Origin of the sequence: Bacillus sp. KICET-3 (assembly GCF_033261025.1) — a bacterium.
Classification (GTDB): domain Bacteria; phylum Bacillota; class Bacilli; order Bacillales; family Bacillaceae; genus Bacillus; species Bacillus sonorensis.
The window spans coordinates 1,872,313-1,896,308 of record NZ_CP137345.1; the positions used below are offsets into that span (position 1 = coordinate 1,872,313).

Below are 23,996 nucleotides of genomic sequence, written 5' to 3' on the forward strand. Positions count from 1 at the left end.
GCAATAAAAAAATGGTTATGGTATAGTTTTATTGGAAATGCTAACGATAGCCGAGGCGAAGAGTGGGGAAACCCGCTCTTTTGTATTGAACAGGCAATTTTGTCTCGACATGTTCATCGTCTTTTCTAAGCCCCTGCTTCCTGAAAGCGGGGTTTTTACGAGAGAGCTGATGAATTGGAGCCTGCACAAGGAGGAAAAGTATGAGTAACAAAGTGATCGATACTGTCAGCGAAATGGTCCAGCCCATATTAGACAATCTTCAGCTTGAACTCGTTGACATCGAATTTGTCAAGGAAGGTCAAAACTGGTTCCTTCGCGTGTTTATTGATTCTGATGACGGCGTTGACATCGAAGAATGTGCCAAGGTTAGCGAAGCTCTTAGTGAAAAGCTTGACGAGGCAGATCCCATCAAGCAGAACTACTTTCTTGAAGTATCATCTCCCGGAGCTGAACGCCCTTTAAAGAAAGAAGCCGATTTCAGGAAAGCGCTCGGAAAAAACGTATATATTAAGACGTACGAACCGATTGAAGACAACAAAGAATTTGAAGGCACGCTTTCTGCGTTTGACGGTGAAACCGTGGAAGTGACAGTCACGATCAAGACACGGCAAAAAAGAATCAATATTCCATATGAAAAAATAGCAAAAGCTAGGCTAGCTGTTTCGTTCAATTAATTTTTGACTGTTTAAGGGGGAAACCATAAACATGAGTAGTGAGTTGTTAGATGCCCTGACTGTTCTTGAGAAAGAAAAGGGAATCAGTAAGGATATTATTATCGAAGCCATTGAGGCTGCGCTTATTTCCGCGTATAAGCGGAATTTTAACCAGGCGCAAAATGTCAGGGTTGATTTAAACCGCGACACCGGCACCATCCGCGTTTTCGCGCGCAAGGACGTCGTGGATGAAGTTTATGATCCGCGCCTTGAAATCTCGGTTGAAGACGCAAGAAACATCAATCCGAACTATATTGTCGGAGATGTCGTGGAAATTGAAGTTACCCCGAAAGATTTCGGCCGCATCGCTGCCCAGACGGCGAAGCAGGTGGTCACTCAGCGTGTCCGTGAAGCGGAGCGGGGCGTCATCTATTCAGAATTTATTGACCGCGAAGAAGATATCATGACCGGTATCGTTCAGCGGATTGACAATAAATTTATCTATGTCTCTCTCGGCAAAATCGAGGCGCTTCTGCCGGTCTCGGAACAAATGCCGAATGAGGTCTACAAGCCTCACGACCGGATCAAAGTTTTTATCACAAAGGTTGAAAAAACGACGAAGGGCCCGCAGATTTATGTATCAAGAACTCATCCAGGTCTATTAAAGCGGCTCTTTGAAATTGAAGTCCCGGAAATTTACGATGGAACTGTCGAGCTTAAGTCTGTCGCGAGAGAAGCGGGAGACCGCTCGAAAATCTCCGTCCGGACGGATGATCCCGATATCGATCCGGTCGGCGCCTGCGTCGGCCCTAAAGGACAGCGCGTCCAAGCGATCGTCAATGAATTGAAAGGCGAGAAAATCGATATCGTACACTGGTCAAACGATCCCGTCGAATTTGTCGCCAATGCGCTAAGCCCTTCCAAAGTGCTTGATGTCATCGTCAATGAGGAAGACAAGGCGACAACTGTGATCGTCCCTGATTACCAGCTTTCACTTGCGATCGGCAAAAGAGGCCAAAACGCCCGTCTGGCCGCAAAGCTGACAAGCTGGAAAATCGATATTAAGAGTGAAACAGATGCAAGGGAACTTGGAATTTATCCAAGAGAGCTTGAAGAAGAGTCTGAAGAGCTCTTTTTAGAGACTGAAACTCCAGAATCGGATGAATAAGAGGTGACCTTTGGTGAACAGCCGAAAGAAGATCCCGCTTAGAAAATGCGTCGTAACAGGGGAAATGAAGCCTAAAAAGGAGCTCATCCGCGTTGTCCGTTCCAAGGAAGGGGAAGTTTCCATAGACCCGACCGGCAAGAAGAACGGCCGGGGAGCTTATCTTACTCTTGACAAAGAAGTAATCTTAACCGCAAAAAAGAAAAACAGCTTAGCAAATCAGCTTCAAGTACAAATTGATGATCAGATTTTTGATGAACTGCTGGAACTGGCGGAAAAGGAGACCAGATAGATGTCGGAAACAGAATGGTTTTCCTTGCTGGGCCTGGCGAATCGAGCTCGAAAGGTCGTGTCCGGAGAAGACCTGGTTGTGAAGGAAATCAGGGATTCACGCGCAAAGCTGGTTTTGCTTGCAGAAGACGCATCGGCCAACACGGAGAAAAAAGTAACCGACAAATGCAGATACTATGATGTGCCATGTAAGAAAGTCGCAGATCGTACGCTTCTGGGCCGTGCAATCGGCAAGCCTTCCCGTGTGGTCGTCGCCGTCACTGATCAAGGTTTTGCGAAAACGTTGCTCCGCAAGCTCGATTAATTTTTTTGGGGGTGAACGAATGGCTAAAATGAGAGTTTATGAATATGCAAAAGCCATAAATGTTTCAAGTAAGGATGTCATAGCGTCATTGAAAGATATGAATATTGAAGTCAATAACCATATGGCGATGATTGAAGAAAATGCAATCAAACAGCTTGATAAAAAATTCAAAAAAGGCGGGCAGCCTGCCGCAAACAAGCAGGCCGAAACCAGAAAAAACGCCGATTCAAGCGGCCAGAAACCTCAGCAAGAAGCCGCAAAACAGCATGCCGGAACTAAACCAAACAAAAATCGAGACGGAAAGAAGAATAACGTGCAAAATACTCAATTTAACAACAAAAACAAGAAGAAAAACAACAACAACAAAAAAAATAAACGTAATAAACATCATCAAGCTCCACAGGAGAAGCAGTCCAAACCGAAAAAAGAACTGCCTGAAAAAATTGAATTTACGAATTCCATGACGGTCGGCGCACTTGCGGAAGAGCTTGGCAAGGAACCGTCAGAAATCATTAAAAAATTGATGCTGCTCGGAATCATGGCGACGATCAACCAGGATCTTGACAAAGACACGGTTGAACTGATCGCATCGGAATACGGCGTAGAAGTCGAAGAAGTGATCGTCCATGAAGAAACCGAGTTTGAAAAGTATGAAGAGCCGGATCAGGAAGAAGCTCTTGAAATCCGCCCTCCTGTCGTGACGATCATGGGCCACGTCGACCACGGAAAAACAACGCTTCTTGACAGCATCCGCAAAACGAAGGTTGTGGAAGGGGAAGCAGGAGGCATTACACAGCATATCGGCGCTTATCAAATTGAAGAAAACGGCAAAAAGATCACGTTCCTTGATACGCCTGGACACGCCGCATTTACGACAATGCGCGCCCGCGGAGCGGAAGTCACGGATATTACGATTCTCGTTGTCGCTGCTGATGACGGCGTGATGCCTCAGACAGTTGAAGCGATCAACCACGCAAAAGCCGCAGAAGTGCCGATTATCGTCGCTGTTAATAAAATCGACAAGCCGACGGCAAACCCTGACCGGGTCATGCAAGAACTGACTGAACACGGCCTTGTTCCGGAAGCATGGGGCGGCGAAACGATTTTCGTACCTCTTTCCGCCCTTACAGGCGAAGGAATCGATGAACTGATTGAAATGATTCTGCTTGTCAGCGAAGTAGAGGAGCTTAAAGCGAATCCAAACCGCAGGGCGAAAGGAACGGTCATCGAAGCCGAGCTTGATAAAGGAAAAGGATCTGTTGCTACATTGCTTGTGCAAAACGGAACCCTCAATGTCGGAGATCCGATTGTTGTAGGAAACACGTTCGGCCGCGTCCGTGCGATGGTCAATGATGTCGGCAGACGCGTGAAATCGGCCGGACCGTCGACTCCTGTAGAGATTACAGGTCTAAACGAAGTGCCGAACGCCGGGGATCAGTTCCTTGTGTTCAAAGACGAAAAAACGGCCCGTTCAGTCGGTGAAGCACGCGCTACAAAACAGCTTGAAGAACAGCGCAGCGATAAAGCGAAGCTCAGTCTTGACGACTTATTTGAACAGATCAAACAAGGCGATGTCAAAGAAATTAATCTCGTCGTCAAAGCCGATGTGCAAGGCTCTGTTGAGGCGTTGGCGGCTGCCCTGCAAAAAATCGAAGTTGAAGGCGTCAGGGTGAAAATCATTCATACGGGAGTCGGCGCGATTACAGAATCCGATATCATCTTGGCTTCTGCATCAAACGCGATTGTCATCGGGTTTAATGTACGGCCTGACGGAAATGCTAAAAGTACCGCCGAAGCCGAAAACGTGGATATCCGCCTTCACCGCATCATCTACAAAGTCATCGACGAAATTGAAGCCGCGATGAAAGGTATGCTTGATCCGGAATATGAAGAAAAAGTCATTGGTATGGTTGAAGTCCGCCAAACATTCAAAGTCTCCAAAATCGGTACGATTGCCGGAGGGTATGTGACGGAAGGAACCATTACTCGTGACAGCGGAATCCGCTTAATCCGCGACGGTGTCGTCATTTTTGAAGGCGAAGTGGATGTTCTCAAACGCTTTAAAGATGATGTGAAAGAAGTTTCACAAGGCTATGAATGTGGTATCACCATTAAGAAATACAATGACATCCGCGAAGGCGATATGATCGAAGCGTATGTCATGCAAGAAATTGAAAGAAAGTGATCGGTTTTGTTGAATGTGAGTGCATCATTTATGATGCATCATCACTCAAGGAAAAACGGGCGGTGCTGAAGCGGGTGATGACAAGAATCCGCGGCAGGTTTAATGTGTCTATATCGGAAATCGACTACCAGGATACTTGGCAGCGCACAAGCTTTGGAATCGCCGCCGTTTCTTCTTCCCGGGTTCAAACGGAAAAAGAGCTGCAGCGGGTTCTCGCCTTTATCGACTCTTTTCCGGAAATTGAACGGACGATCACGAGAACAGAGTGGTTTTAACGTAGAGGTGATATGGTCATGAGTATGAGAGCCACCCGTGTGGGTGAACAGATGAAAAAGGAACTTGGCGACATTATCGGAAGAAAGCTGAAAGACCCGAGAATCGGGTTTTTAACAGTAACAGATGTCAGTGTTTCAGGTGATCTGCAAATTGCCAAAGTGTATATTTCCGTTCTTGGCGATGAAAAGAAAAGGGAAGAGACACTGAAAGGCCTGGCGAAGGCGAAGGGCTTTATCCGGTCTGAACTGGGGAACCGGATCAGGCTTCGCAAAACACCTGAAATCCAGTTTGAATTCGATGAATCCATCGATTATGGAAACCGTATCGAGACCTTGATTCACGAGCTGAATTCAAACAAAGAAGAATAAAAAGCTAATCCAGGATAGGCGGGCAACTGCCTGTCCTTTTTAGCTGATAGAAGAAAGGGGCGAAAACGTGCATGTATAACGGAGTCCTGCTTTTACATAAACCGGCCGGGATGACCTCCCATGACTGCGTGATGAAGATCCGCAAACTGTTAAAAACAAAAAAAGTCGGCCATACAGGGACGCTCGATCCCGAAGTGTCAGGCGTTCTCCCAATCTGTATCGGCAGGGCGACCAAAATTGTTGAATATTTGACTGAAAAATCAAAAACATATGACGCCGAGGTCACACTCGGATTTTCAACGGAGACAGAGGATCAGACGGGAGAAATAACGGAAACAAAGGCAGTCAGCAATCCGCCTGATGAACAAACCGTGAGGAGCGTCCTCAAAAGTCTTGAAGGGACAATCGAACAAGTTCCGCCAATGTATTCAGCGGTCAAAGTGGGCGGCAAAAAACTGTATGAATACGCGAGGGCGGGAATCGAAGTCGAGAGGCCGAAGCGGTCCATCACCATTCATCACATCGAACTGACCACCGGAATCAGCCGTGAAGAGGGTACGGCCCGGTTCAGGTTTACCGTGACATGTTCAAAAGGCACTTATGTCAGAACTTTAGCGGTAACGATCGGCGAAAAGCTCGGCTACCCGGCCCATATGTCCCATTTGATCAGAACGGCTTCAGGCCATTTTTCGCTTGATGAATGCCTGACTTTCACACATATAGAGGGCCATGTTGCAAGCGGTACATTGTCTGAACAGCTCGTCCCGATCGAACGTGCGCTTGATCATTTGCCGAAATGGATAATTAGTGATACATTAGCTAAGAAAGTGGAAAATGGCGCAGTGCTTGAAACACCAGGCAGCTTATCGCATCTGACAAGCGAAGACCGCCTGGCGGTTTTTACAGAAGATGGCCGGTGTCTAGCCGTCTATTTTCCGCATCCGACAAAGCCCGGATTGTTAAAACCGGCAAAAGTACTCGTGCAAAAAAGCGAACAATAAGAAAAGGTGACCGTTCTTGAAGACGATACATATTTCTCATCCACACGAATTGAAGCGTGAGGACTTTCCAACATCAGTTATGGCATTGGGTTATTTTGACGGTGTTCACCTGGGGCATCAGCAAGTGATTCTTGCGGCCAAAAACACCGCGGACAGAGAAGGGGTCAAAACATCTGTGATGACGTTTCATCCCCACCCTTCAGCCGTGTTGAAAAAAGGCTGCGAGCCTAAAGATTTAATTACGCCATTACGCGAAAAAATAAAGATCATTGAAGGGTTGGGCGCCGATTTTTTATACATTGTGGAATTCAGTCCCGAATTTGCTTCCCTTTCGCCTGAGACCTTTATCGAACAATATATCATTGGATTCAATGTATGCCACGTTGTGGCCGGCTTTGATTTCACCTTCGGGAAATTTGGCAAAGGCACGATGGAGAACTTCCAGGAGTATGCCAAAGGCCGGGTAAAGAGCACAGCCGTCGCCAAATATTCCAACCAGGACCAAAAGGTGAGCTCAACCCGGATCCGTAGTGTGATCGGGGCAGGAGACGTCGAATATGCAGCCGAACTGCTCGGGAGGCCGTACTATGTGAAGGGCATTGTGATCCACGGTGATAAAAGGGGCCGCACGATCGGGTTTCCGACTGCCAATATCGGACTTTCCGACACGTACATCGTGCCGCCTACAGGTGTATATGCCGTCAAAGCGGAAATAGACGGGGCGTCATTCAACGGAGTCTGCAATGTCGGGTACAAGCCGACGTTTTACGAAAAGCGCCCTGGCCAGCCTTCAATTGAAGTGAACTTATTTGATTTTAACCGGGAGATATACGGGAGCGATATCAAAATCGAATGGTATAAGCGGCTGAGAAGCGAGAAAAAATTCGGCAGCGTAGGCGAGCTGGTGGCACAAATCACGAAAGACAAGGAAGAAGCGACCCGTTATTTTAAAGAAGGAAAGCTGACCGAAATTTAATATGTATAAAATATGCAAATAACCGTCAACAATGATGGTGGAAGCAGCCGGTCCGGCAAAGTTGATAAAAAATGGTTGCATCAGGCCCGTATTTCTAGTATCATATTGTCTGTAGCTTTAAAACCGATCACTTGGCAAATCGATTCACCGGCGTTTGCTAGGTAACCGGGGCTAATAACATTTGGAGGTGAAACAGGATGGCAATCACTCAAGAGCGCAAAAACCAGCTCATCAATGAGTTCAAAACCCACGAATCTGACACGGGATCACCGGAAGTTCAGATCGCTATCCTAACTGATCAAATCAACAATCTGAACGAGCATTTGCGCGTTCATAAGAAAGACCATCACTCACGTCGCGGTCTTCTTAAAATGGTAGGTAAACGTCGTAATCTTCTTACGTATCTTCGTAACAAAGACGTAACTCGTTACCGTGAGTTGATCAACAAGCTAGGATTACGTCGATAATCGTAAAAAGCGGGAGGATTCCCGCTTTTTTATCGTATTAAAACGAATATCCGTCAACTCCAAAACACGTTGTTCATATAAATGATCTTAATTAACTTATTGAATCTCTACATAGCACTTTGCCATTGATATGTTTAATTCATTTCGTTCATAATAGGAGTAACCTAAAAACTATCCGAAGAGAGGAGTTCATATAAGAATGGGACAAGAGAAACACGTCTTTTCCATAGATTGGGCCGGCCGAAAATTAACGGTCGAAACCGGCCAGCTTGCAAAACAAGCAAACGGAGCTGTCATGATCCGTTATGGAGATACTGCGGTGCTCAGCACAGCCACGGCTTCGAAGGAGCCTAAAACCGTAGATTTCTTCCCTTTAACCGTGAACTATGAAGAAAGGCTTTACGCTGTCGGGAAAATTCCGGGCGGTTTTATTAAAAGAGAGGGCAGACCGAGCGAAAAAGCAATCCTTGCCAGCCGTTTAATCGACCGGCCGATCCGTCCGCTGTTCGCCGACGGCTTCCGCAATGAAGTCCAAGTCGTCAGCATCGTGATGAGCGTTGATCAGGACTGTTCGTCAGAAATGGCGGCCATGTTTGGTTCATCCCTTGCGCTTTCCGTTTCGGACATTCCGTTTGAAGGACCGATCGCCGGTGTTACTGTGGGCCGGGTTGACAACGAATTTATCATCAATCCGACGCTTGAGCAGCTTGAGAAAAGCGATATCCATTTAGTCGTGGCCGGAACGAAGGACGCGATCAACATGGTGGAAGCGGGAGCAGACGAAGTGCCGGAAGAGACTATGCTTGAAGCGATCATGTTCGGTCATGAAGAAATCAAGCGTTTGATCGCATTCCAGGAAGAAATTGTCGCGGTTGTCGGAAAAGAAAAATCAGAAGTCACCCTTTATGAGATCGATGCCGATCTGAAAGAAAAAGTTAGAGGCATGGCGGAAAGCGGCTTGTTAAAAGCCATCCAGGTTCATGAAAAACATGCGCGCGAAGACGCGATCAACGAAGTGAAAAATGAAGTTTTAGCAAAATTTGAAGAAGAAGAGCATGATGAAGAAACACTGAAACAGGTCAAAGACATTTTGTCACAGCTTGTGAAAAACGAAGTGCGCCGCCTGATCACGGAAGAAAAGGTGCGTCCGGACGGCCGGGGCGTCGATGAAATCCGCCCGCTTTCTTCCGAAGTCGGACTGCTCCCGAGAACACACGGTTCCGGACTGTTCACACGCGGACAGACACAGGCGCTCAGCATCTGTACACTTGGTGCGCTTGGAGACGTTCAAATCCTTGACGGCCTCGGTGTTGAAGAATCAAAACGCTTTATGCACCACTATAACTTCCCGCAATTCAGCGTCGGGGAAACCGGGCCGATGCGCGGACCTGGACGCCGCGAAATCGGGCACGGGGCGCTGGGCGAACGTGCGCTTGAACCGGTCATTCCGTCTGAAAAAGACTTCCCGTACACGATTCGGCTTGTATCAGAGGTGCTTGAATCAAACGGTTCGACTTCCCAGGCCAGCATTTGCGCAAGCACGCTTGCGATGATGGACGCCGGGGTGCCGATCAAAGCGCCGGTTGCCGGAATCGCGATGGGGCTTGTCAAATCGGGTGACAACTATACGGTCCTGACAGACATTCAAGGGATGGAAGATGCCCTCGGTGACATGGACTTTAAAGTGGCGGGAACGGCTAAAGGCGTAACCGCTCTGCAAATGGATATTAAAATATCCGGTTTATCAAGAGAAATTTTGGATGAGGCGCTTCAGCAGGCGCAAAAAGGCAGAATGGAAATTCTGAAAAGCATGCTGAGCACTTTGGCAGAATCAAGAAAAGAGCTGTCTCCATATGCTCCGAAAATCTTGACGATGACGATTAACCCGGATAAAATCCGCGATGTCATCGGACCGAGCGGCAAACAAATCAATAAAATCATTGAAGACACAGGCGTTAAAATCGATATTGAACAAGATGGCACGATCTTTATTTCTTCAACGGATGAAAGCATGAACCAAAAAGCGAAGAAAATTATTGAAGACCTTGTCAGAGAAGTTGAAGTCGGACAGCTTTACTTAGGTAAAGTCAAACGGATTGAAAAATTCGGCGCGTTCGTGGAGCTGTTCAGCGGAAAAGACGGCTTGGTTCATATTTCAGAGCTTGCGCTTGAGCGTGTCGGCAAGGTTGAAGATGTTGTGAAAATAGGCGACGAGCTGCTTGTCAAAGTAACGGAAATCGATAAGCAGGGACGGGTCAACTTATCAAGAAAAGCGGTACTGCGCGAACAGAAGGAAAAAGAAGAGCAGAAGTCCTAATTCGCTGTTTATCTTGCTTCTGTCAAGCTTAAAAAGAAGTGAAAGGAAGCCTGGGGGACCCGGCTTCTTTGTTTTAAGCGGAATTGCTGCAGACGGGAGTCAAGTTCTATCTTGTCCTTTTCCTACATAATTTGTGGGGAAGGGAGGAAATCCAATTGAAAAGAAAAATCGTTTCGTTTGCCGTCTTTTTCTTTTTATTGTTTGTATCATATCAGGTCATGAACGACCCGCACCCGCCAAATTACATAGATGCGATGAATAAAGACGCGGTCACAGTTGCCGCTCAAAAAAACGACCTTTACCAGCAGCTGCTTCAAAAAGCGTCTCAATATGAAGTGAAAGCGCAAAACGCAAAAATCGATAAGATTTGGAAAGCAATGCCCGGGTATAACGGCTTGAAGGTCAATATTGAAAAATCATACCAAAATATGAAACGGTCAGGCTCATTTGATGAAAAGCTTCTCGTTTATGACCAGGTCAAACCGGAAATCCACTTGGAATCACTAGAGCCGGAGCCGATTTACCGGGGGCATCCCGATAAACCGATGGTATCGTTTCTCGTCAATGTCGCCTGGGGTGATGAGTATTTGACACAGATGCTTCCCGTTCTGAAAAAGAATGATGTGAAAGCCACGTTTTTTCTGGAAGGCAAGTGGGTGAAAAATCATCCTGATTTGGCAAAAGCTATTTTAAATGACGGGCATGAGATCGGAAACCATTCATACAATCATCCCGATATGAGCAAACTGACGAGTGAGCGCATTTCAGAACAGCTGCGGATGACGAACCAGCAAATCAAAGAAACGCTTGCCGTAAAGCCGAAATGGTTTGCTCCGCCGAGTGGAAGCTTTCGCAAAGAAGTCGTGGAGCAGGCCCGCAGGATGGGAATGGGAACGGTGATGTGGACAGTTGATACGATCGATTGGCAGAAACCGCAGCCGGCCGTCTTACAGCATCGGGTTTTAAGCAAAGTACATAACGGCGCCATGATATTGATGCACCCGACAGAGCCAACCGCAAAAAGCCTTGATGTTTTGATTGAAAAACTGAAGGAAAAAGGCTATCAGATCGGAACTGTCTCACAGCTGCTGAATGAGAAAAGGCTTGTGGTAAAATAGATATGTGGCCCGTTCTTTGAATAGGAGGAACAGATTTGATTAAACGGTATACTTGTCAAAATGGGGTAAGAATTGTACTCGAAAATAATCCCACTGTCCGGTCTGTAGCGATCGGAGTTTGGATCGGAACCGGATCAAGACATGAAACGCCGGAGATTAACGGCATTTCGCATTTTTTGGAGCACATGTTTTTTAAAGGAACAAAAACGCGTACGGCCAGAGACATCGCCGAGTCATTTGACAGAATAGGCGGACAGGTCAACGCGTTTACCTCAAAGGAGTATACGTGCTATTATGCCAAAGTTCTGGATGAGCATGCGAGCTATGCATTGGAAGTGCTCTCAGACATGTTCTTTCATTCATCTTTTGAAGAAGAAGAATTGAAAAAAGAAAAAAACGTCGTCTATGAAGAAATTAAAATGTATGAGGATACACCGGACGACATCGTCCACGACCTTCTCAGCAAAGCATCGTATGGAAGCCATTCCCTCGCCTATCCGATTCTCGGCACGGAGGAAACGCTTGCCACATTTGACGGAGATGCTTTGCGTCAGTATATGGACGAATACTACACACCGGACCGCGTCGTGATTTCGATTGCCGGAAATGTACCTGAAAGCTTTATTAAAGAAGCCGAAAAGCATTTCGGTTCATATGAAGCAAAAGGAAAAAGAACGGGAATGTCAAAACCGGAATTCCATCATGAAAAAATGGCGCGGAAAAAAGAAACCGAGCAGGCTCATCTCTGCCTCGGCTTCAACGGGCTGGAAGCCGGCCATTCCGACATTTACGATCTGATCGTGCTCAACAATATCCTCGGAGGAAGCATGAGCAGCCGCCTGTTTCAGGATGTCCGCGAAGATAAAGGACTTGCATATTCCGTATTCAGCTATCACAGTTCATATGAAGACAGCGGAATGATGACCATTTATGCCGGAACAGGCGCAAGCCAGCTTCAGCTGCTGTCAGATACCATTCATGAAACGCTCCGCGTGCTGAAAACGGAAGGCATCACGCCGAAAGAGCTTGAAAACAGCAAAGAGCAAATGAAAGGCAGCCTGATGCTCAGCCTCGAAAGTACAAACAGCAAAATGAGCCGAAACGGCAAAAATGAACTTTTGCTTGGAAGGCACAGAACGCTGGATGAGATTATTGAAAAGCTGAATGCCGTCAGCCTGGACAGGGTCAACGGCCTGGCAAGACGTATTTTTACCGATGATTATTCAACGGCACTGATCAGTCCGACTGGTGAGCTTCCGAAATAACGTAATGAAAAACATGCTTGTTTGAGGCAGGCATGTTTTTTGTTTTGCAAACATACATCATTACAAAAGGGGGGTTTTGCATGAGGCTCAGTGAACTATCCGGAAAAGAAATCGTGGATGTCAAGCGGGCTGAGCGCCTTGGCGTTTTGGGACAGACCGATCTCGAAATCAATGAACAGGATGGACAGATTACCGCTCTTATCATCCCGTCGGTTAAATGGTTCGGCCTTAGAAAACAGGGGCAAGACATCAGGGTGCCATGGAAACGGATTCAAAAAATTGGATCTGATATGATCATTCTCGATGTTCCGGAAGAAATCGGGAATAGCGATGATTAAACCGGCGGATGCCGGTGTTTTTTTACATACCGCACAGCCCATCCCGGCCCATGGAGCCGGGTTTTTTCATGCTTTGGCCAACACCGATACGCGAAATATTTCAATTCACCGCCATTTCCTTTTTGTCATATGATGAAATTAGCTTACGAAATAGATCCTTGTCAAAAAAGAAGGTGAATATTAAAGCCATGTTAACCGGATTGACGATTGCAATCATCGGCGGTGATGCGAGGCAGCTTGAAATTATCCGCAAGCTGACAGAACAGGAAGCAAACGTGTTTTTGGTCGGTTTTGATCAGCTTGACCACGGGTTTACAGGCGCCACAAAACTAAAATTAAGCGAACTCGACTTCGGAGCGGTAGACAGCATCGTTCTGCCTGTATCAGGAACATCGGCGGAAGGGGCGGTTGCGACCGTATTCTCAAATGAAGAAGTCGTTTTAAAACAAAAGCATTTGGAAAAAACAAAACCTCAATGCACCATCTATACAGGCATTTCTAACGATTATTTAGAAGGAATGGCTAAGGGGGCCGGCCGCAGGCTCGTCAAGCTTTTTGAAAGAGACGATATTGCGATTTACAACTCCATACCTACTGTCGAAGGGGCCATTATGATGGCCATCCAGCATACCGATTATACGATTCACGGCTCAAATGTCATGGTTCTCGGGCTCGGGCGGACCGGGATGAGCATCAGCCGGGCTTTTTCAGCTCTCGGCGCACGCGTCAAAGTCGGTGCGAGAGACTCCGCACACCTTGCCAGAATCATGGAGATGGGTCTCACACCTTTCCACATAAATGAACTTGGGGAACATGTTGAGGATACCGATATTTGCATCAATACGATTCCAAGTCTCATTCTCGACCACAACGTCCTTTCACGAATGACCCCCAGAGCATTGATTCTCGATTTGGCGACCCGCCCTGGCGGCACAGATTTCGGCTTCGCCGAAAAACAGGGCATAAAAGCGCTCCTTGCTCCGGGCCTGCCCGGCATAGTCGCGCCTAAAACGGCAGGTCAGATCATCGCCAATGTTTTGTGTAAGCTTTTAACACCATCTACAACCGACTGAAAGGGGCTGTCAACATGTCGATCAAGGGAAAAAGAATCGGATTTGGTCTTACGGGCTCACATTGTACGTATGATGCCGTATTTCCGCAAATTGAAAACCTCGTCAATCAGGGAGCCGAGGTCAGACCGATCGTTACCTCTACCGTAAAATCGACCGATACACGCTTTGGAGAAGGAAAAGAGTGGGTAAGGAAAATCGAAGAGCTGACAGGTTTTGACGTCATCGACTCCATTCCGAAAGCAGAGCCCCTCGGACCGAAAACACCGCTCGACTGCATGGTGATTGCGCCGCTGACGGGCAATTCGATGAGCAAGCTCGCAAACGCGATGACAGATACTCCGGTTTTAATGGCGGCCAAGGCGACGGTGCGCAATTCCCGTCCCGTCGTTCTCGGCATATCAACGAATGATGCGCTCGGTCTGAACGGCGTTAATCTGATGAGGCTGATGACGACGAAAAATATGTTCTTTATTCCGTTCGGTCAGGATGATCCGTATCAAAAGCCGAATTCGCTCGTTGCCAAAATGGATCTTTTGCTGCCGACAGTGGAAGAAGCGCTTTCCTATAAACAGCTTCAGCCCGTTCTGATCAGCAATGATCGGTAATTTTGGAGAAAATGAAGATGTAACAAAAAATATCAATCACCAGGCTCACTTCTATGTTAAAATATAATGTAAAATGCATAGTCAACCAATCGTCATTAACGATAGGGTGGAAGGAGTTTTACAATTGGGAAGAGGATTACATGTAGCAGTAGTTGGTGCGACTGGCGCTGTAGGACAGCAAATGCTAAAAACACTAGAAGACAGAAATTTTGAACTGGATAAACTGACTTTATTATCCTCAAAACGCTCAGCAGGTACGAAGCTTACATTCAAAGGCGAAGAGTATACTGTAGAAGAAGCGGTTCCGGAAAGCTTCGAAGGGGTAAACATCGCGTTGTTCAGCGCGGGGGGAAGCGTATCTCAGGCACTGGCCCATGAGGCTGTCAAACGCGGGGCGATTGTCATTGACAATACGAGCGCGTTCCGGATGGATGAAAACACGCCTCTCGTCGTGCCTGAAGTCAATGAGGAAGATTTGCATCAGCATAACGGCATTATTGCAAACCCGAACTGTTCAACGATCCAAATGGTCGTTGCGCTTGAGCCTATCCGCAAGGCTTTCGGTTTAAATAAAGTCATCGTCTCAACCTATCAGGCTGTATCAGGAGCCGGCAATGAAGCGATAAAAGAGCTCTACGGCCAGACGGAAGCCATTTTAAAAGGCGATTCGTTCGAGCCTCAGATCATGCCTGTAAAAAGCGATGAAAAACACTATCAAATCGCATTCAACGCGATTCCTCAAATCGATAAGTTTCAGGAAAACGGCTTTACGTTTGAGGAAATGAAAATGATCAATGAAACGAAAAAAATCATGCACATGCCTGAACTTCAAGTATCAGCGACTTGCGTCAGACTGCCGGTTGCGACAGGGCATTCAGAATCCGTCTACATCGAAACTGACCGTGATGACGTAACAGCAGAAGATATTAAAAACCTGTTAAAAGAAGCGCCGGGCGTCGTTCTTCAGGACGATCCGTCCGAACAGGTATATCCAATGCCTGCCGATGCAGTAGGGAAAAGAGACGTGTTTGTCGGACGCGTGCGCAAAGATCTCGACCGTCCGAACGGATTCCACCTGTGGATTGTTTCCGATAACCTGCTGAAGGGTGCGGCTTGGAACTCCGTACAAATCGCAGAAAGCTTAAAAGCTTTAAATTTAGTTTAAATATGCTAAGATTTCTTACGAAAGATGCGAGAAGAGAGTGAGGACCACACCGGCCTGCTCTCTTCTATTGCGTCCGAAATAAACTTGGAGTGAAATAAAGTGAAAATCATCGTTCAAAAATTTGGAGGAACGTCTGTTAAAGATGACCGCGGCAGAAAGCTTGCCTTACAGCATATTCAAGATGCGGTCAATGAAGGGTATAAAGTGGTTGTTGTCGTATCAGCCATGGGTCGGAAAGGCGATCCGTATGCGACTGACTCACTGCTTGATCTCCTGTACGGAGGACAGGACACCATTACAGAACGGGAGCAGGATCTGCTGCTTTCATGCGGTGAAACGATTTCTTCCGTCGTGTTCTCAAGCATGCTGGTGGAAAACGGAATTAAAGCCGCCGCTTTGACAGGTGCACAGGCTGGATTTTTAACAGATAACCAGCACACAAACGCCAGAATACTAGAAATGAAACCGGAGCGCCTTGTCAGCATGCTGGCCGACCATGATGCAGTGGTCGTCGCAGGCTTTCAGGGGGCGACTGCAAAAGGGGACATCACGACGATCGGTCGCGGAGGCAGCGATACATCGGCCGCCGCGCTTGGAGCGGCGCTGGACGCGGATTTTATTGATATATTTACTGATGTTGAAGGCGTCATGACCGCAGATCCCAGAATCGTAGAAAAAGCAAAGCCGCTTCCGGTGATTACCTACACGGAAATTTGCAACTTGGCTTACCAGGGGGCAAAAGTCATCCATCCGAGAGCGGTGGAAATCGCGATGCAGGCGAAGGTGCCGATCCGGGTCCGCTCGACATATTCAAAGGAAAAGGGGACGCTCGTGACAAGCCATCACACGTCAAAGGCCGGAAGCGACGTATTTGAACGGCTGATCACAGGCATTGCCCATGTAAAAGATGTGACACAGTTTAAGGTACCGGCGAAAGAAGGGCAATATAATGTGCAGACCGAAGTGTTTAAAGCGATGGCGAATGCCGGCATCAGCGTGGACTTCTTCAATATTACACCAAGTGAAATTGTCTATACGGTAGCCGGAAGCACAACAGACCGAGCTCTCGGCATCCTGAAAGAATTGGGCTATGAGCCTGCCGTTACGAGAAATTGCGCGAAGGTTTCAGCGGTAGGAGCCGGTATTATGGGAGTGCCCGGCGTCACCTCAAAAATCGTGACCGCTCTATCTGAAAAAGGCATTCCAATCCTGCAGTCGGCTGACAGCCATACGACGATTTGGGTGCTCGTCCACGAAGAAAATATGGCGACTGCCGTAAATGCCCTGCACGAAGTGTTTGAACTATCAAAATAAATGTGATTGAATCATGATGAGGTGAAAAAAATGAATTTCGGAAATATTGCAACCGCAATGGTTACCCCCTTTGACAAAAATGAAAACATCGATTTTCAAAAATTGTCAAAGCTGATTGATTATTTGCTGAAAAACGGAACGGATTCCCTTGTCGTCGCAGGAACAACCGGTGAATCGCCGACACTGTCCGAAGAGGAAAAAATCGCGCTCATCCAATATTCCGTCAAGGAAGCAGCCGGCCGTGTGCCTGTTATCGCCGGTACGGGAAGCAACAATACAAAGGCATCGATCAAGCTGACGAAAAAGGCGGAAGAAGCCGGGGCAGACGCCGTCATGCTCGTGACGCCGTATTACAATAAACCTTCACAGGAAGGAATGTACCGCCACTTTAGAGCGATTGCCGAAGAAACATCTTTGCCTGTCATGCTTTATAATGTGCCGGGACGCACGGCTGCATCGCTTGCACCGGAAACGGCGATCCGCCTTGCGGAAATTCCAAATATCGTTGCCATCAAGGAAGCGAGCGGTGATCTTGAAGCGATTACGAAAATCATCGCTGAAACGCCTGAAGACTTTGCTGTATACTCAGGCGACGACAGTCTGACGCTTCCGGTTTTATCCGTGGGAGGCAGGGGGATTGTCTCCGTTGCATCACATGTCATCGGACCGGAAATGCAGCAGATGATCAAACATTACATGAATGGGGAGACACAGCAGGCGGCCTTGATCCATCAGAAGCTGCTTCCGCTGATGAAGGGTCTTTTCGCTGCTCCAAACCCGTCGCCTCTAAAGACGGCTCTTCAGCTGAAAGGTCTTGACGTCGGCTCTGTCCGGCTCCCTTTGATTCCGCTGAATGAAGATGAGCGTCTCCGTTTAAGCAGCCTGATGAACGGTCTGTAAAAACATATACGGATGAAAACGGTCATTCTCCTTTTTTGGGTATGGCCGTTTCTTATATACATAATGGTTCTTGTTTTCTAAAATTAGATTCAGGTATAATAGGGACAAGTGATGATGGACGGGTACTTAGATTAGGAGGATTACAATTTGAAAAAAAATACAGAAAATATTAGAATCATCGCCTTGGGAGGCGTCGGGGAGATCGGAAAAAACCTTTATGTCATTGAAATCGACTCTGACATATTCGTGGTTGATGCCGGACTCATGCATCCAGAAAATGAAATGCTGGGGATCGATGTGGTCATACCGGACATTTCATATTTGATTGAACGATCTGACCGAGTAAAGGCGATTTTCCTCACACACGGACACGAAGAAAACATCGGAGGCGTTTTTTACTGCCTGAACAAGCTATCTGTGCCTGTTTACGGAACAAAACTGACACTTGCCCTTTTAAAAGAAACGCTGAAGCAGTACGGCTCAAATAAAAAAGCCGATTTACGGGAAATCCACTCCAAATCCGTGATTACATTTGATTCAACGAAAGTGTCATTTTTCAAGACAAACCACAGCATCCCGGATTCCGTCGGGGTCAGCTTTAAAACGTCCCTCGGATCAATCGTGTGCACCGGCGATTTTAAATTTGACCAAACGCCGGTTTTAAATCAGACCAGCGATATTGGCGAAATTGCCAAAATCGGCAACAGCGGCGTTCTATGCCTGCTTTCAGACAGCGCCAACGCTGAAAAGCCGGGCTATACGCCTTCAGAAGCGGTCGTCGGAGGCGACATTTCCGATGTGATGTACAATGCGGAAAACCGTGTGATCGTTGCCGTTTTCGCCTCAAACTTTAACAGGATTCAGCAGGTGATTGATGCGGCCCGCCAAAACGGCAGGAAATTGGCCGTATCAGGAAAAAATATATCTTCCATCCTTCAGCTGGCCATTAAGCTCGGCTATGTGACCGCTGATGAGGACATGTTCATCCCTGTCCAGGATGTCAAAAAGCATCCAAAAAGGGAAGTCGCTATTTTGACGGGAGACAACCATGGTGAACCCCTGGCCGCTTTGACAAGAATTGCAAAGCAAGGGCATAAACAGCTTGACATTGAAGAAGGCGACACTGTCCTGATTGCCTCCTCCCCAATACCGGGGCAGGAATTGGTATATTCAAAGGCCGTTGATCTTTTGACAAGAGCAGGCGCCCATGTCGTATTTGCGCAAAAACGCGTCCACGTTTCAGGGCATGGCTGCCAGGAAGAACTGAAGCTGATGCTGAATCTGCTGAAGCCGAAATATTTAATCCCTGTAAACGGCGAATTCAGAATGCAAAAAGCCCATTCAAAGCTTGCCGAAGAAATCGGAATGAAACGAAGCGACATCTTTCTGGTTGAAAAAGGCGATGTCGTTGAGTTCCGCGGTCAAAATGTCAAAATCGGCGATAAGGTTCAGTCGGGCAACATTCTGATCGACGGCCTAGGTGTCGGCGACATCGGCAACATCGTGCTCAGAGATCGGCGCCTCCTTTCCCAGGACGGAATTTTAATCGTTGTTATTACCCTTGATAAAAAGAAAAAACATCTTGTATCAGGACCCGAAATTATCACGAGAGGTTTTGTTTACGTCAGGGAATCCGAAGAGCTGATCGTAGAGGCGACCGAACTGGTCAGAAATATCGTCACAGAAAGCACAGAAAATGCCGTTGTCGAGTGGTCTGCCTTAAAGCAAACCATGCGGGACGCGTTAAACCAATTCTTATACGAAAAAACGAAACGAAAACCAATGATCATCCCAATCATCATGGAAGTATAAAACCAAGAGCCTGCCTCTTGGTTTTTTTTTCGCCCTTTTTACACTGAATGAAAAAAACGCCATAGTCCATAATACAAAAGAAACTCGAGAAAGAGGTGACCCAGATGGACGAAAATCGGATGCAAAACGGAGAAGGACAAGGAGAACAGCCGGCCAAACAGGACGCTAAGGACAACCTCCTCAATAAAATACAGCAGCTTGGCGAAACAAATCTTCCGCAAATGGGACAGGATTCAAACATCCACTGCCTGACCATCATCGGACAAATTGAAGGGCATGTTCAGCTCCCGCCACAAAACAAAACGACAAAATATGAGCATGTGATTCCGCAGATTGTCGCAATCGAACAAAATCCTAAAATCGAAGGGCTGCTGATCATTTTGAATACGGTCGGGGGCGATGTGGAGGCAGGCCTGGCGATAGCCGAGATGCTGGCATCGCTGTCAAAACCGACCGTCTCCATCGTGCTTGGAGGCGGACATTCAATCGGCGTTCCGATCGCGGTCTCCTGCGATCACAGCTATATCGCCGAAACCGCTACGATGACGATCCATCCGGTCAGGTTGACGGGGCTGGTGATCGGTGTGCCGCAGACATTTGAGTATCTTGATAAAATGCAGGAAAGGGTCATTAAGTTTGTGACCAGCCATTCCAACATTTCAGAAGAGAAATTTAAAGAGCTCATGTTTTCAAAAGGCAATCTGACCCGTGACATCGGGACGAATGTCGTCGGAAACGATGCGGTCAAGTATGGATTGATCGATGAAACGGGCGGTGTCGGACAAGCCATCCAAAAGCTCAATCAATTGATCGAACAAGAACGCGGCGGGAAAGAAAGGATGATTCAATGATTCTTTATACGACGATGCCGCAGGAAATCGTTTTCGCCGGCCAGGCGGAGCAGACCAACCTGAGGCAGATAGACGTAAACGGCGTGCCCCTCCTCGTCGAAATGAACGGGGATGAAGCAAGAGTGGTTCAGGTTCTCAGTACAAATCCGATGGATTTTTTAAAGCAGGAGACGTCTCCGGGCCAAAAGCTGAAGCTGACATTTTATAAATAGCTGAAGTGTCATCAGGATAAATATGCTATAATAGGGGAATACAGAGGAAACATCGCAGCCGAAAACGGGCTGCTTTCTCTTTGTTTTTATATTTTTTTGATGTAGTAAGGTGATGGAACATGGCAAAAAGAAAAAGGAAATCGAAAAAGAAACAAAAACAGGTCAAAAGGATTAATCTAAAATATGAATTGTACGGTTTAATTTGTATCGCCATTTCGATTATTACGGTGTTACAGCTTGGCGTTGCAGGCCAAACGTTCATTTACATGTTCCGTTTTTTCGCAGGCGAGTGGTTTATCCTATGTGTTCTTTCTCTCTTTTTAACAGGCGTATCATTGTTTTGGAAGAAAAAAACGCCGGGTTTTTTGACGAGAAGAAAAGCGGGGCTCTATTGCATCGTCGCAAGCATGCTGCTTCTGTCCCATGTACAGCTCTTTCAGCACTTGGCAGACAGGGGAATGATCCAGTCGCCGAGTGTGATCCAAAATACGTGGGAACTGTTTTTAATGGACATGAAAGGTGAAACGGGCACCCCTGACCTGGGCGGCGGCATGATCGGAGCGGTGCTGTTTGCGGGATCTTATTTTCTGTTCGCAGCCGCCGGCTCTAAAATCATCGCCATTTTTCTCATACTGATCGGCCTCCTTCTGATCACTGACCGCTCCCTTCAGGAGACGCTGATCAAATGGACGGCTCCGGTCGCCTCGTTTATGAAAAATCAATGGCTGGCGTTTCTCGATGATCTCAAGGATTTGAAGCATCATTCAGCAAAAAAGAAAACCGGAAAAAAACAGAAAACACAACGAAAACCGAAAGCTGTGGAAGAGCCCGCACCGGAAGCTGAGGCTGATCAAGATCCGGTGATTCAGACAGAGCCGATCATTTCAAGCTTTTCCGACCGGGATGAAAAGCCGGAGGTTCAGGCTTTTGAAGCCCCTGAGCAGCCGGAAGCGCCGCCTGAGCCTGAAGGTGAAGGGGACATACCGGCCGCACCGGAGATCGCATTTACAGAGCTCGAAAACAAAGATTATCAGCTGCCATCGCTCAATTTGCTGGATGATCCGAAGCATACCGGCCAGCAGGCTGATAAAAAAAATATTTATGATAATGCGCGAAAGCTTGAAAGAACATTCCAAAGCTTCGGTGTGAAGGCAAAAGTCACACAGGTTCATCTCGGCCCGGCCGTCACGAAGTATGAGGTCTACCCTGATGTCGGCGTCAAGGTGAGCAAGATCGTCAATTTAAGCGATGACCTGGCGCTCGCACTGGCGGCCAAGGATATCCGCATCGAAGCCCCGATCCCGGGCAAATCAGCGATCGGAATCGAAGTGCCGAACGCGGAAGTCGCGATGGTCTCCTTAAAAGAAGTGCTCGAATCGAAGCTGAATGACCGTCCGGACGCAAAGCTCATGATCGGGCTCGGCCGGAATATTTCCGGTGAGGCGGTTTTGGCTGAATTGAACAAAATGCCCCACCTTCTTGTCGCGGGTGCGACGGGAAGCGGGAAAAGCGTCTGTGTCAACGGCATTATCACAAGCATTTTAATGAGAGCAAAGCCGCATGAAGTCAAAATGATGATGATCGACCCGAAAATGGTCGAGCTTAATGTGTATAACGGCATCCCGCATTTGCTCGCGCCTGTAGTGACAGATCCAAAAAAAGCGTCGCAGGCTTTGAAAAAGGTTGTCAACGAGATGGAGCGGCGCTATGAATTGTTTTCTCATACAGGAACGCGAAATATTGAAGGCTATAACGACTGCATTAAAAGGATGAATGCATCTGAAGAAGCGAAGCAGCCTGAGCTTCCGTACATCATTGTCATAGTGGACGAGCTTGCCGACTTGATGATGGTCGCCTCTTCAGATGTTGAAGACTCGATTACAAGGCTGTCGCAAATGGCCCGTGCGGCTGGAATCCACTTGATCATAGCGACACAGCGCCCTTCCGTCGATGTCATCACAGGGGTGATTAAAGCCAATATCCCGTCAAGAATCGCATTCAGCGTGTCTTCACAAACCGATTCAAGAACGATTCTTGATATGGGGGGCGCTGAAAAGCTTCTCGGAAGAGGGGACATGCTGTTTCTGCCTGTCGGCGCCAACAAGCCGGTCCGCGTTCAAGGAGCTTTCTTATCAGACGAAGAGGTCGAAAAAGTCGTGGATCATGTCATCACCCAGCAAAAAGCCCAGTACCAGGAAGAGATGATTCCGGAAGAAACGTCTGAAACGCTCAGCGAAGTGACCGATGATCTTTACGATGAAGCGGTCGCACTCGTCGTCGGCATGCAGACGGCATCCGTTTCCATGCTGCAAAGACGGTTCCGGATCGGCTACACGAGAGCGGCCCGTCTCATCGATGCCATGGAAGAACGCGGAGTCGTCGGTCCTTATGAAGGATCAAAGCCCCGTGAAGTCCTCATGTCAAAAGAGCAATATGAAGAACTCTCTTCCTAAAAGAAGAGAGTTCAGTTTAATATAAATTTATTATGTAAACTAACTGAGTTCAAAACGTCTATTTATTTATTTGACAAAACATGATATAGTTATCCTCAATTAAAGATAATTTTAATTTGATCTGTCAGACGGAGGGAGAACATGTCGATAAAAGCTGACAATCAACGTTTATGTCTAAAAGTGATTGATCGGATAAAAGATGATATCGAAAAAGGCGTTTACCGAGAGAATGAACAGCTCCCGTCTGAATTTGAGCTGTCAAAGTTGATGGGCGTCTCGAGGGGTGCTTTGCGCGAAGCGCTCAGAGTGCTGGAGGATGAAAACGTGATCATCAGAAGGCACGGCGTCGGCACATTTGTAAACGCCAAACCTTTATTCCTATCAGGCATCGAGCAGCTGAACAGCGTAACGAAAATGATTGAACAGGCAAGCATGACCCCGGGAACCATTTTTATGTCTTCACAGATAACGGACCCGACGGAAGAGGATCTGCTCCGTTTTCAAAATGCTGATGAAAACGGGATATTTCTCCTTGAGCGGGTAAGAACAGCGAACGGAGCACCTGTCGTCTACTGTCTCGATAAAATACCGATGGCGATTCTGCCGAAAGGCTTTTCACATGAGCAGGAATCGATGTTTGAATGGCTTGAGCACAAGTCTGGCGCGGTCATAAGCTACGCAGTCGCCGATATTGTGCCGATCGGCTACCATGATAAGATCTCACAAATTCTTGAGTGTGATCCGGAAACAGCTCTGCTTTTGCTGAAACAGATTCACTATGACCAACACGACAGTCCTGTATTGTATTCGCTGAATTATTTCAGGGCTGATAAATTCAGGTTTCACGTCGTAAGAAAACGTTTTTGACAGGACGGGCGCTCGAGCTG

At 47.2% G+C, this 23,996-nt stretch carries 24 protein-coding genes; all 24 read left to right on the forward strand.

Annotated features, from left to right (window positions below; genetic code table 11):
* The first annotated feature begins 200 nt into the window (after positions 1 to 200).
* The 24 genes from rimP to R5H20_RS09565 all read left to right on the forward strand — a co-directional run bounded on the left by rimP (position 201) and on the right by R5H20_RS09565 (position 23,976).
* A complete protein-coding gene (gene rimP / locus R5H20_RS09450; RefSeq protein ID WP_006638132.1) occupies positions 201 to 674 on the forward strand; it encodes a ribosome maturation factor RimP in 474 nt (157 codons plus the stop codon).
* Positions 675 to 705: 31 nt separating this feature from the next.
* Positions 706 to 1,821, forward strand: a complete 1,116-nt coding sequence (gene nusA, locus R5H20_RS09455; RefSeq protein WP_006638131.1) for a transcription termination factor NusA — start codon at positions 706 to 708, stop codon at positions 1,819 to 1,821.
* A 13-nt stretch (positions 1,822 to 1,834) separates the two neighbouring features.
* Positions 1,835 to 2,110, forward strand: coding sequence for an RNase P modulator RnpM (gene rnpM, locus R5H20_RS09460; protein WP_006638130.1), 276 nt, complete (start codon positions 1,835 to 1,837; stop codon positions 2,108 to 2,110).
* Positions 2,111 to 2,413: a YlxQ family RNA-binding protein gene (locus R5H20_RS09465; protein WP_006638129.1), complete on the forward strand. Its 303-nt coding sequence runs from the start codon at positions 2,111 to 2,113 to the stop codon at positions 2,411 to 2,413.
* Positions 2,414 to 2,432: 19 nt separating this feature from the next.
* Positions 2,433 to 4,598, forward strand: a complete 2,166-nt coding sequence (gene infB, locus R5H20_RS09470) for a translation initiation factor IF-2 (protein ID WP_006638128.1) — start codon at positions 2,433 to 2,435, stop codon at positions 4,596 to 4,598.
* Positions 4,595 to 4,873, forward strand: coding sequence for a DUF503 domain-containing protein (locus R5H20_RS09475; RefSeq protein ID WP_006638127.1), 279 nt, complete (start codon positions 4,595 to 4,597; stop codon positions 4,871 to 4,873). The genes infB and R5H20_RS09475 overlap by 4 nt, the downstream gene beginning before the upstream one ends.
* 18 nt (positions 4,874 to 4,891) lie before the next feature.
* A complete protein-coding gene (gene rbfA, locus R5H20_RS09480; protein WP_006638126.1) occupies positions 4,892 to 5,242 on the forward strand; it encodes a 30S ribosome-binding factor RbfA in 351 nt (116 codons plus the stop codon).
* 71 nt (positions 5,243 to 5,313) lie between these two features.
* The gene (truB, locus tag R5H20_RS09485; protein WP_006638125.1) at positions 5,314 to 6,243 is read left to right on the forward strand and encodes a tRNA pseudouridine(55) synthase TruB; all 930 of its coding nucleotides are present in this window, start codon (positions 5,314 to 5,316) and stop codon (positions 6,241 to 6,243) included.
* 16 nt (positions 6,244 to 6,259) lie between these two features.
* Positions 6,260 to 7,219 (forward strand): bifunctional riboflavin kinase/FAD synthetase, encoded by a 960-nt coding sequence (gene ribF / locus R5H20_RS09490; protein ID WP_040348290.1) that lies wholly within the window; start codon positions 6,260 to 6,262, stop codon positions 7,217 to 7,219.
* 197 nt (positions 7,220 to 7,416) lie between these two features.
* Positions 7,417 to 7,686 (forward strand): 30S ribosomal protein S15, encoded by a 270-nt coding sequence (gene rpsO, locus R5H20_RS09495; protein WP_006638123.1) that lies wholly within the window; start codon positions 7,417 to 7,419, stop codon positions 7,684 to 7,686.
* A gap of 199 nt (positions 7,687 to 7,885) precedes the next feature.
* Positions 7,886 to 10,003, forward strand: a complete 2,118-nt coding sequence (gene pnp / locus R5H20_RS09500) for a polyribonucleotide nucleotidyltransferase (RefSeq protein WP_006638122.1) — start codon at positions 7,886 to 7,888, stop codon at positions 10,001 to 10,003.
* Positions 10,004 to 10,158: 155 nt separating this feature from the next.
* Positions 10,159 to 11,121 (forward strand): polysaccharide deacetylase family protein, encoded by a 963-nt coding sequence (locus R5H20_RS09505; RefSeq protein ID WP_006638121.1) that lies wholly within the window; start codon positions 10,159 to 10,161, stop codon positions 11,119 to 11,121.
* Between the two features lie 35 nt (positions 11,122 to 11,156).
* Positions 11,157 to 12,386: a M16 family metallopeptidase gene (locus R5H20_RS09510; protein WP_006638120.1), complete on the forward strand. Its 1,230-nt coding sequence runs from the start codon at positions 11,157 to 11,159 to the stop codon at positions 12,384 to 12,386.
* 80 nt (positions 12,387 to 12,466) lie between these two features.
* Positions 12,467 to 12,724 (forward strand): YlmC/YmxH family sporulation protein, encoded by a 258-nt coding sequence (locus R5H20_RS09515; protein WP_006638119.1) that lies wholly within the window; start codon positions 12,467 to 12,469, stop codon positions 12,722 to 12,724.
* Positions 12,725 to 12,912: 188 nt separating this feature from the next.
* Entirely contained in the window at positions 12,913 to 13,797 is an 885-nt protein-coding gene (dpaA, locus tag R5H20_RS09520) for a dipicolinic acid synthetase subunit A (protein WP_006638118.1), read from the forward strand.
* A gap of 14 nt (positions 13,798 to 13,811) precedes the next feature.
* Positions 13,812 to 14,402 carry a dipicolinate synthase subunit B gene (gene dpaB, locus R5H20_RS09525; RefSeq protein WP_006638117.1) on the forward strand — a complete coding sequence of 197 codons (591 nt, stop codon included), beginning with the start codon at positions 13,812 to 13,814 and terminating at the stop codon, positions 14,400 to 14,402.
* 124 nt (positions 14,403 to 14,526) lie between these two features.
* Positions 14,527 to 15,567 carry an aspartate-semialdehyde dehydrogenase gene (asd, locus tag R5H20_RS09530; RefSeq protein WP_006638116.1) on the forward strand — a complete coding sequence of 347 codons (1,041 nt, stop codon included), beginning with the start codon at positions 14,527 to 14,529 and terminating at the stop codon, positions 15,565 to 15,567.
* Between the two features lie 99 nt (positions 15,568 to 15,666).
* Positions 15,667 to 16,881 (forward strand): aspartate kinase, encoded by a 1,215-nt coding sequence (gene dapG, locus R5H20_RS09535; RefSeq protein ID WP_006638115.1) that lies wholly within the window; start codon positions 15,667 to 15,669, stop codon positions 16,879 to 16,881.
* Positions 16,882 to 16,911: 30 nt separating this feature from the next.
* The gene (gene dapA, locus R5H20_RS09540) at positions 16,912 to 17,781 is read left to right on the forward strand and encodes a 4-hydroxy-tetrahydrodipicolinate synthase (protein WP_006638114.1); all 870 of its coding nucleotides are present in this window, start codon (positions 16,912 to 16,914) and stop codon (positions 17,779 to 17,781) included.
* Positions 17,782 to 17,928: 147 nt separating this feature from the next.
* Positions 17,929 to 19,593 carry a ribonuclease J2 gene (gene rnjB, locus R5H20_RS09545; RefSeq protein ID WP_006638113.1) on the forward strand — a complete coding sequence of 555 codons (1,665 nt, stop codon included), beginning with the start codon at positions 17,929 to 17,931 and terminating at the stop codon, positions 19,591 to 19,593.
* 104 nt (positions 19,594 to 19,697) lie between these two features.
* Positions 19,698 to 20,444 (forward strand): ClpP family protease, encoded by a 747-nt coding sequence (locus R5H20_RS09550; RefSeq protein ID WP_006638112.1) that lies wholly within the window; start codon positions 19,698 to 19,700, stop codon positions 20,442 to 20,444.
* Positions 20,441 to 20,656 (forward strand): YlzJ-like family protein, encoded by a 216-nt coding sequence (locus R5H20_RS09555; RefSeq protein ID WP_006638111.1) that lies wholly within the window; start codon positions 20,441 to 20,443, stop codon positions 20,654 to 20,656. Before R5H20_RS09550 ends, R5H20_RS09555 begins: the two co-directional genes overlap by 4 nt.
* A 119-nt stretch (positions 20,657 to 20,775) precedes the next feature.
* Complete coding sequence (locus tag R5H20_RS09560; RefSeq protein WP_006638110.1) at positions 20,776 to 23,109, forward strand: DNA translocase FtsK; 2,334 nt, start codon at positions 20,776 to 20,778, stop codon at positions 23,107 to 23,109.
* Between the two features lie 141 nt (positions 23,110 to 23,250).
* Positions 23,251 to 23,976, forward strand: a complete 726-nt coding sequence (locus R5H20_RS09565; protein WP_006638109.1) for a GntR family transcriptional regulator — start codon at positions 23,251 to 23,253, stop codon at positions 23,974 to 23,976.
* Positions 23,977 to 23,996: the final 20 nt, after the last annotated feature.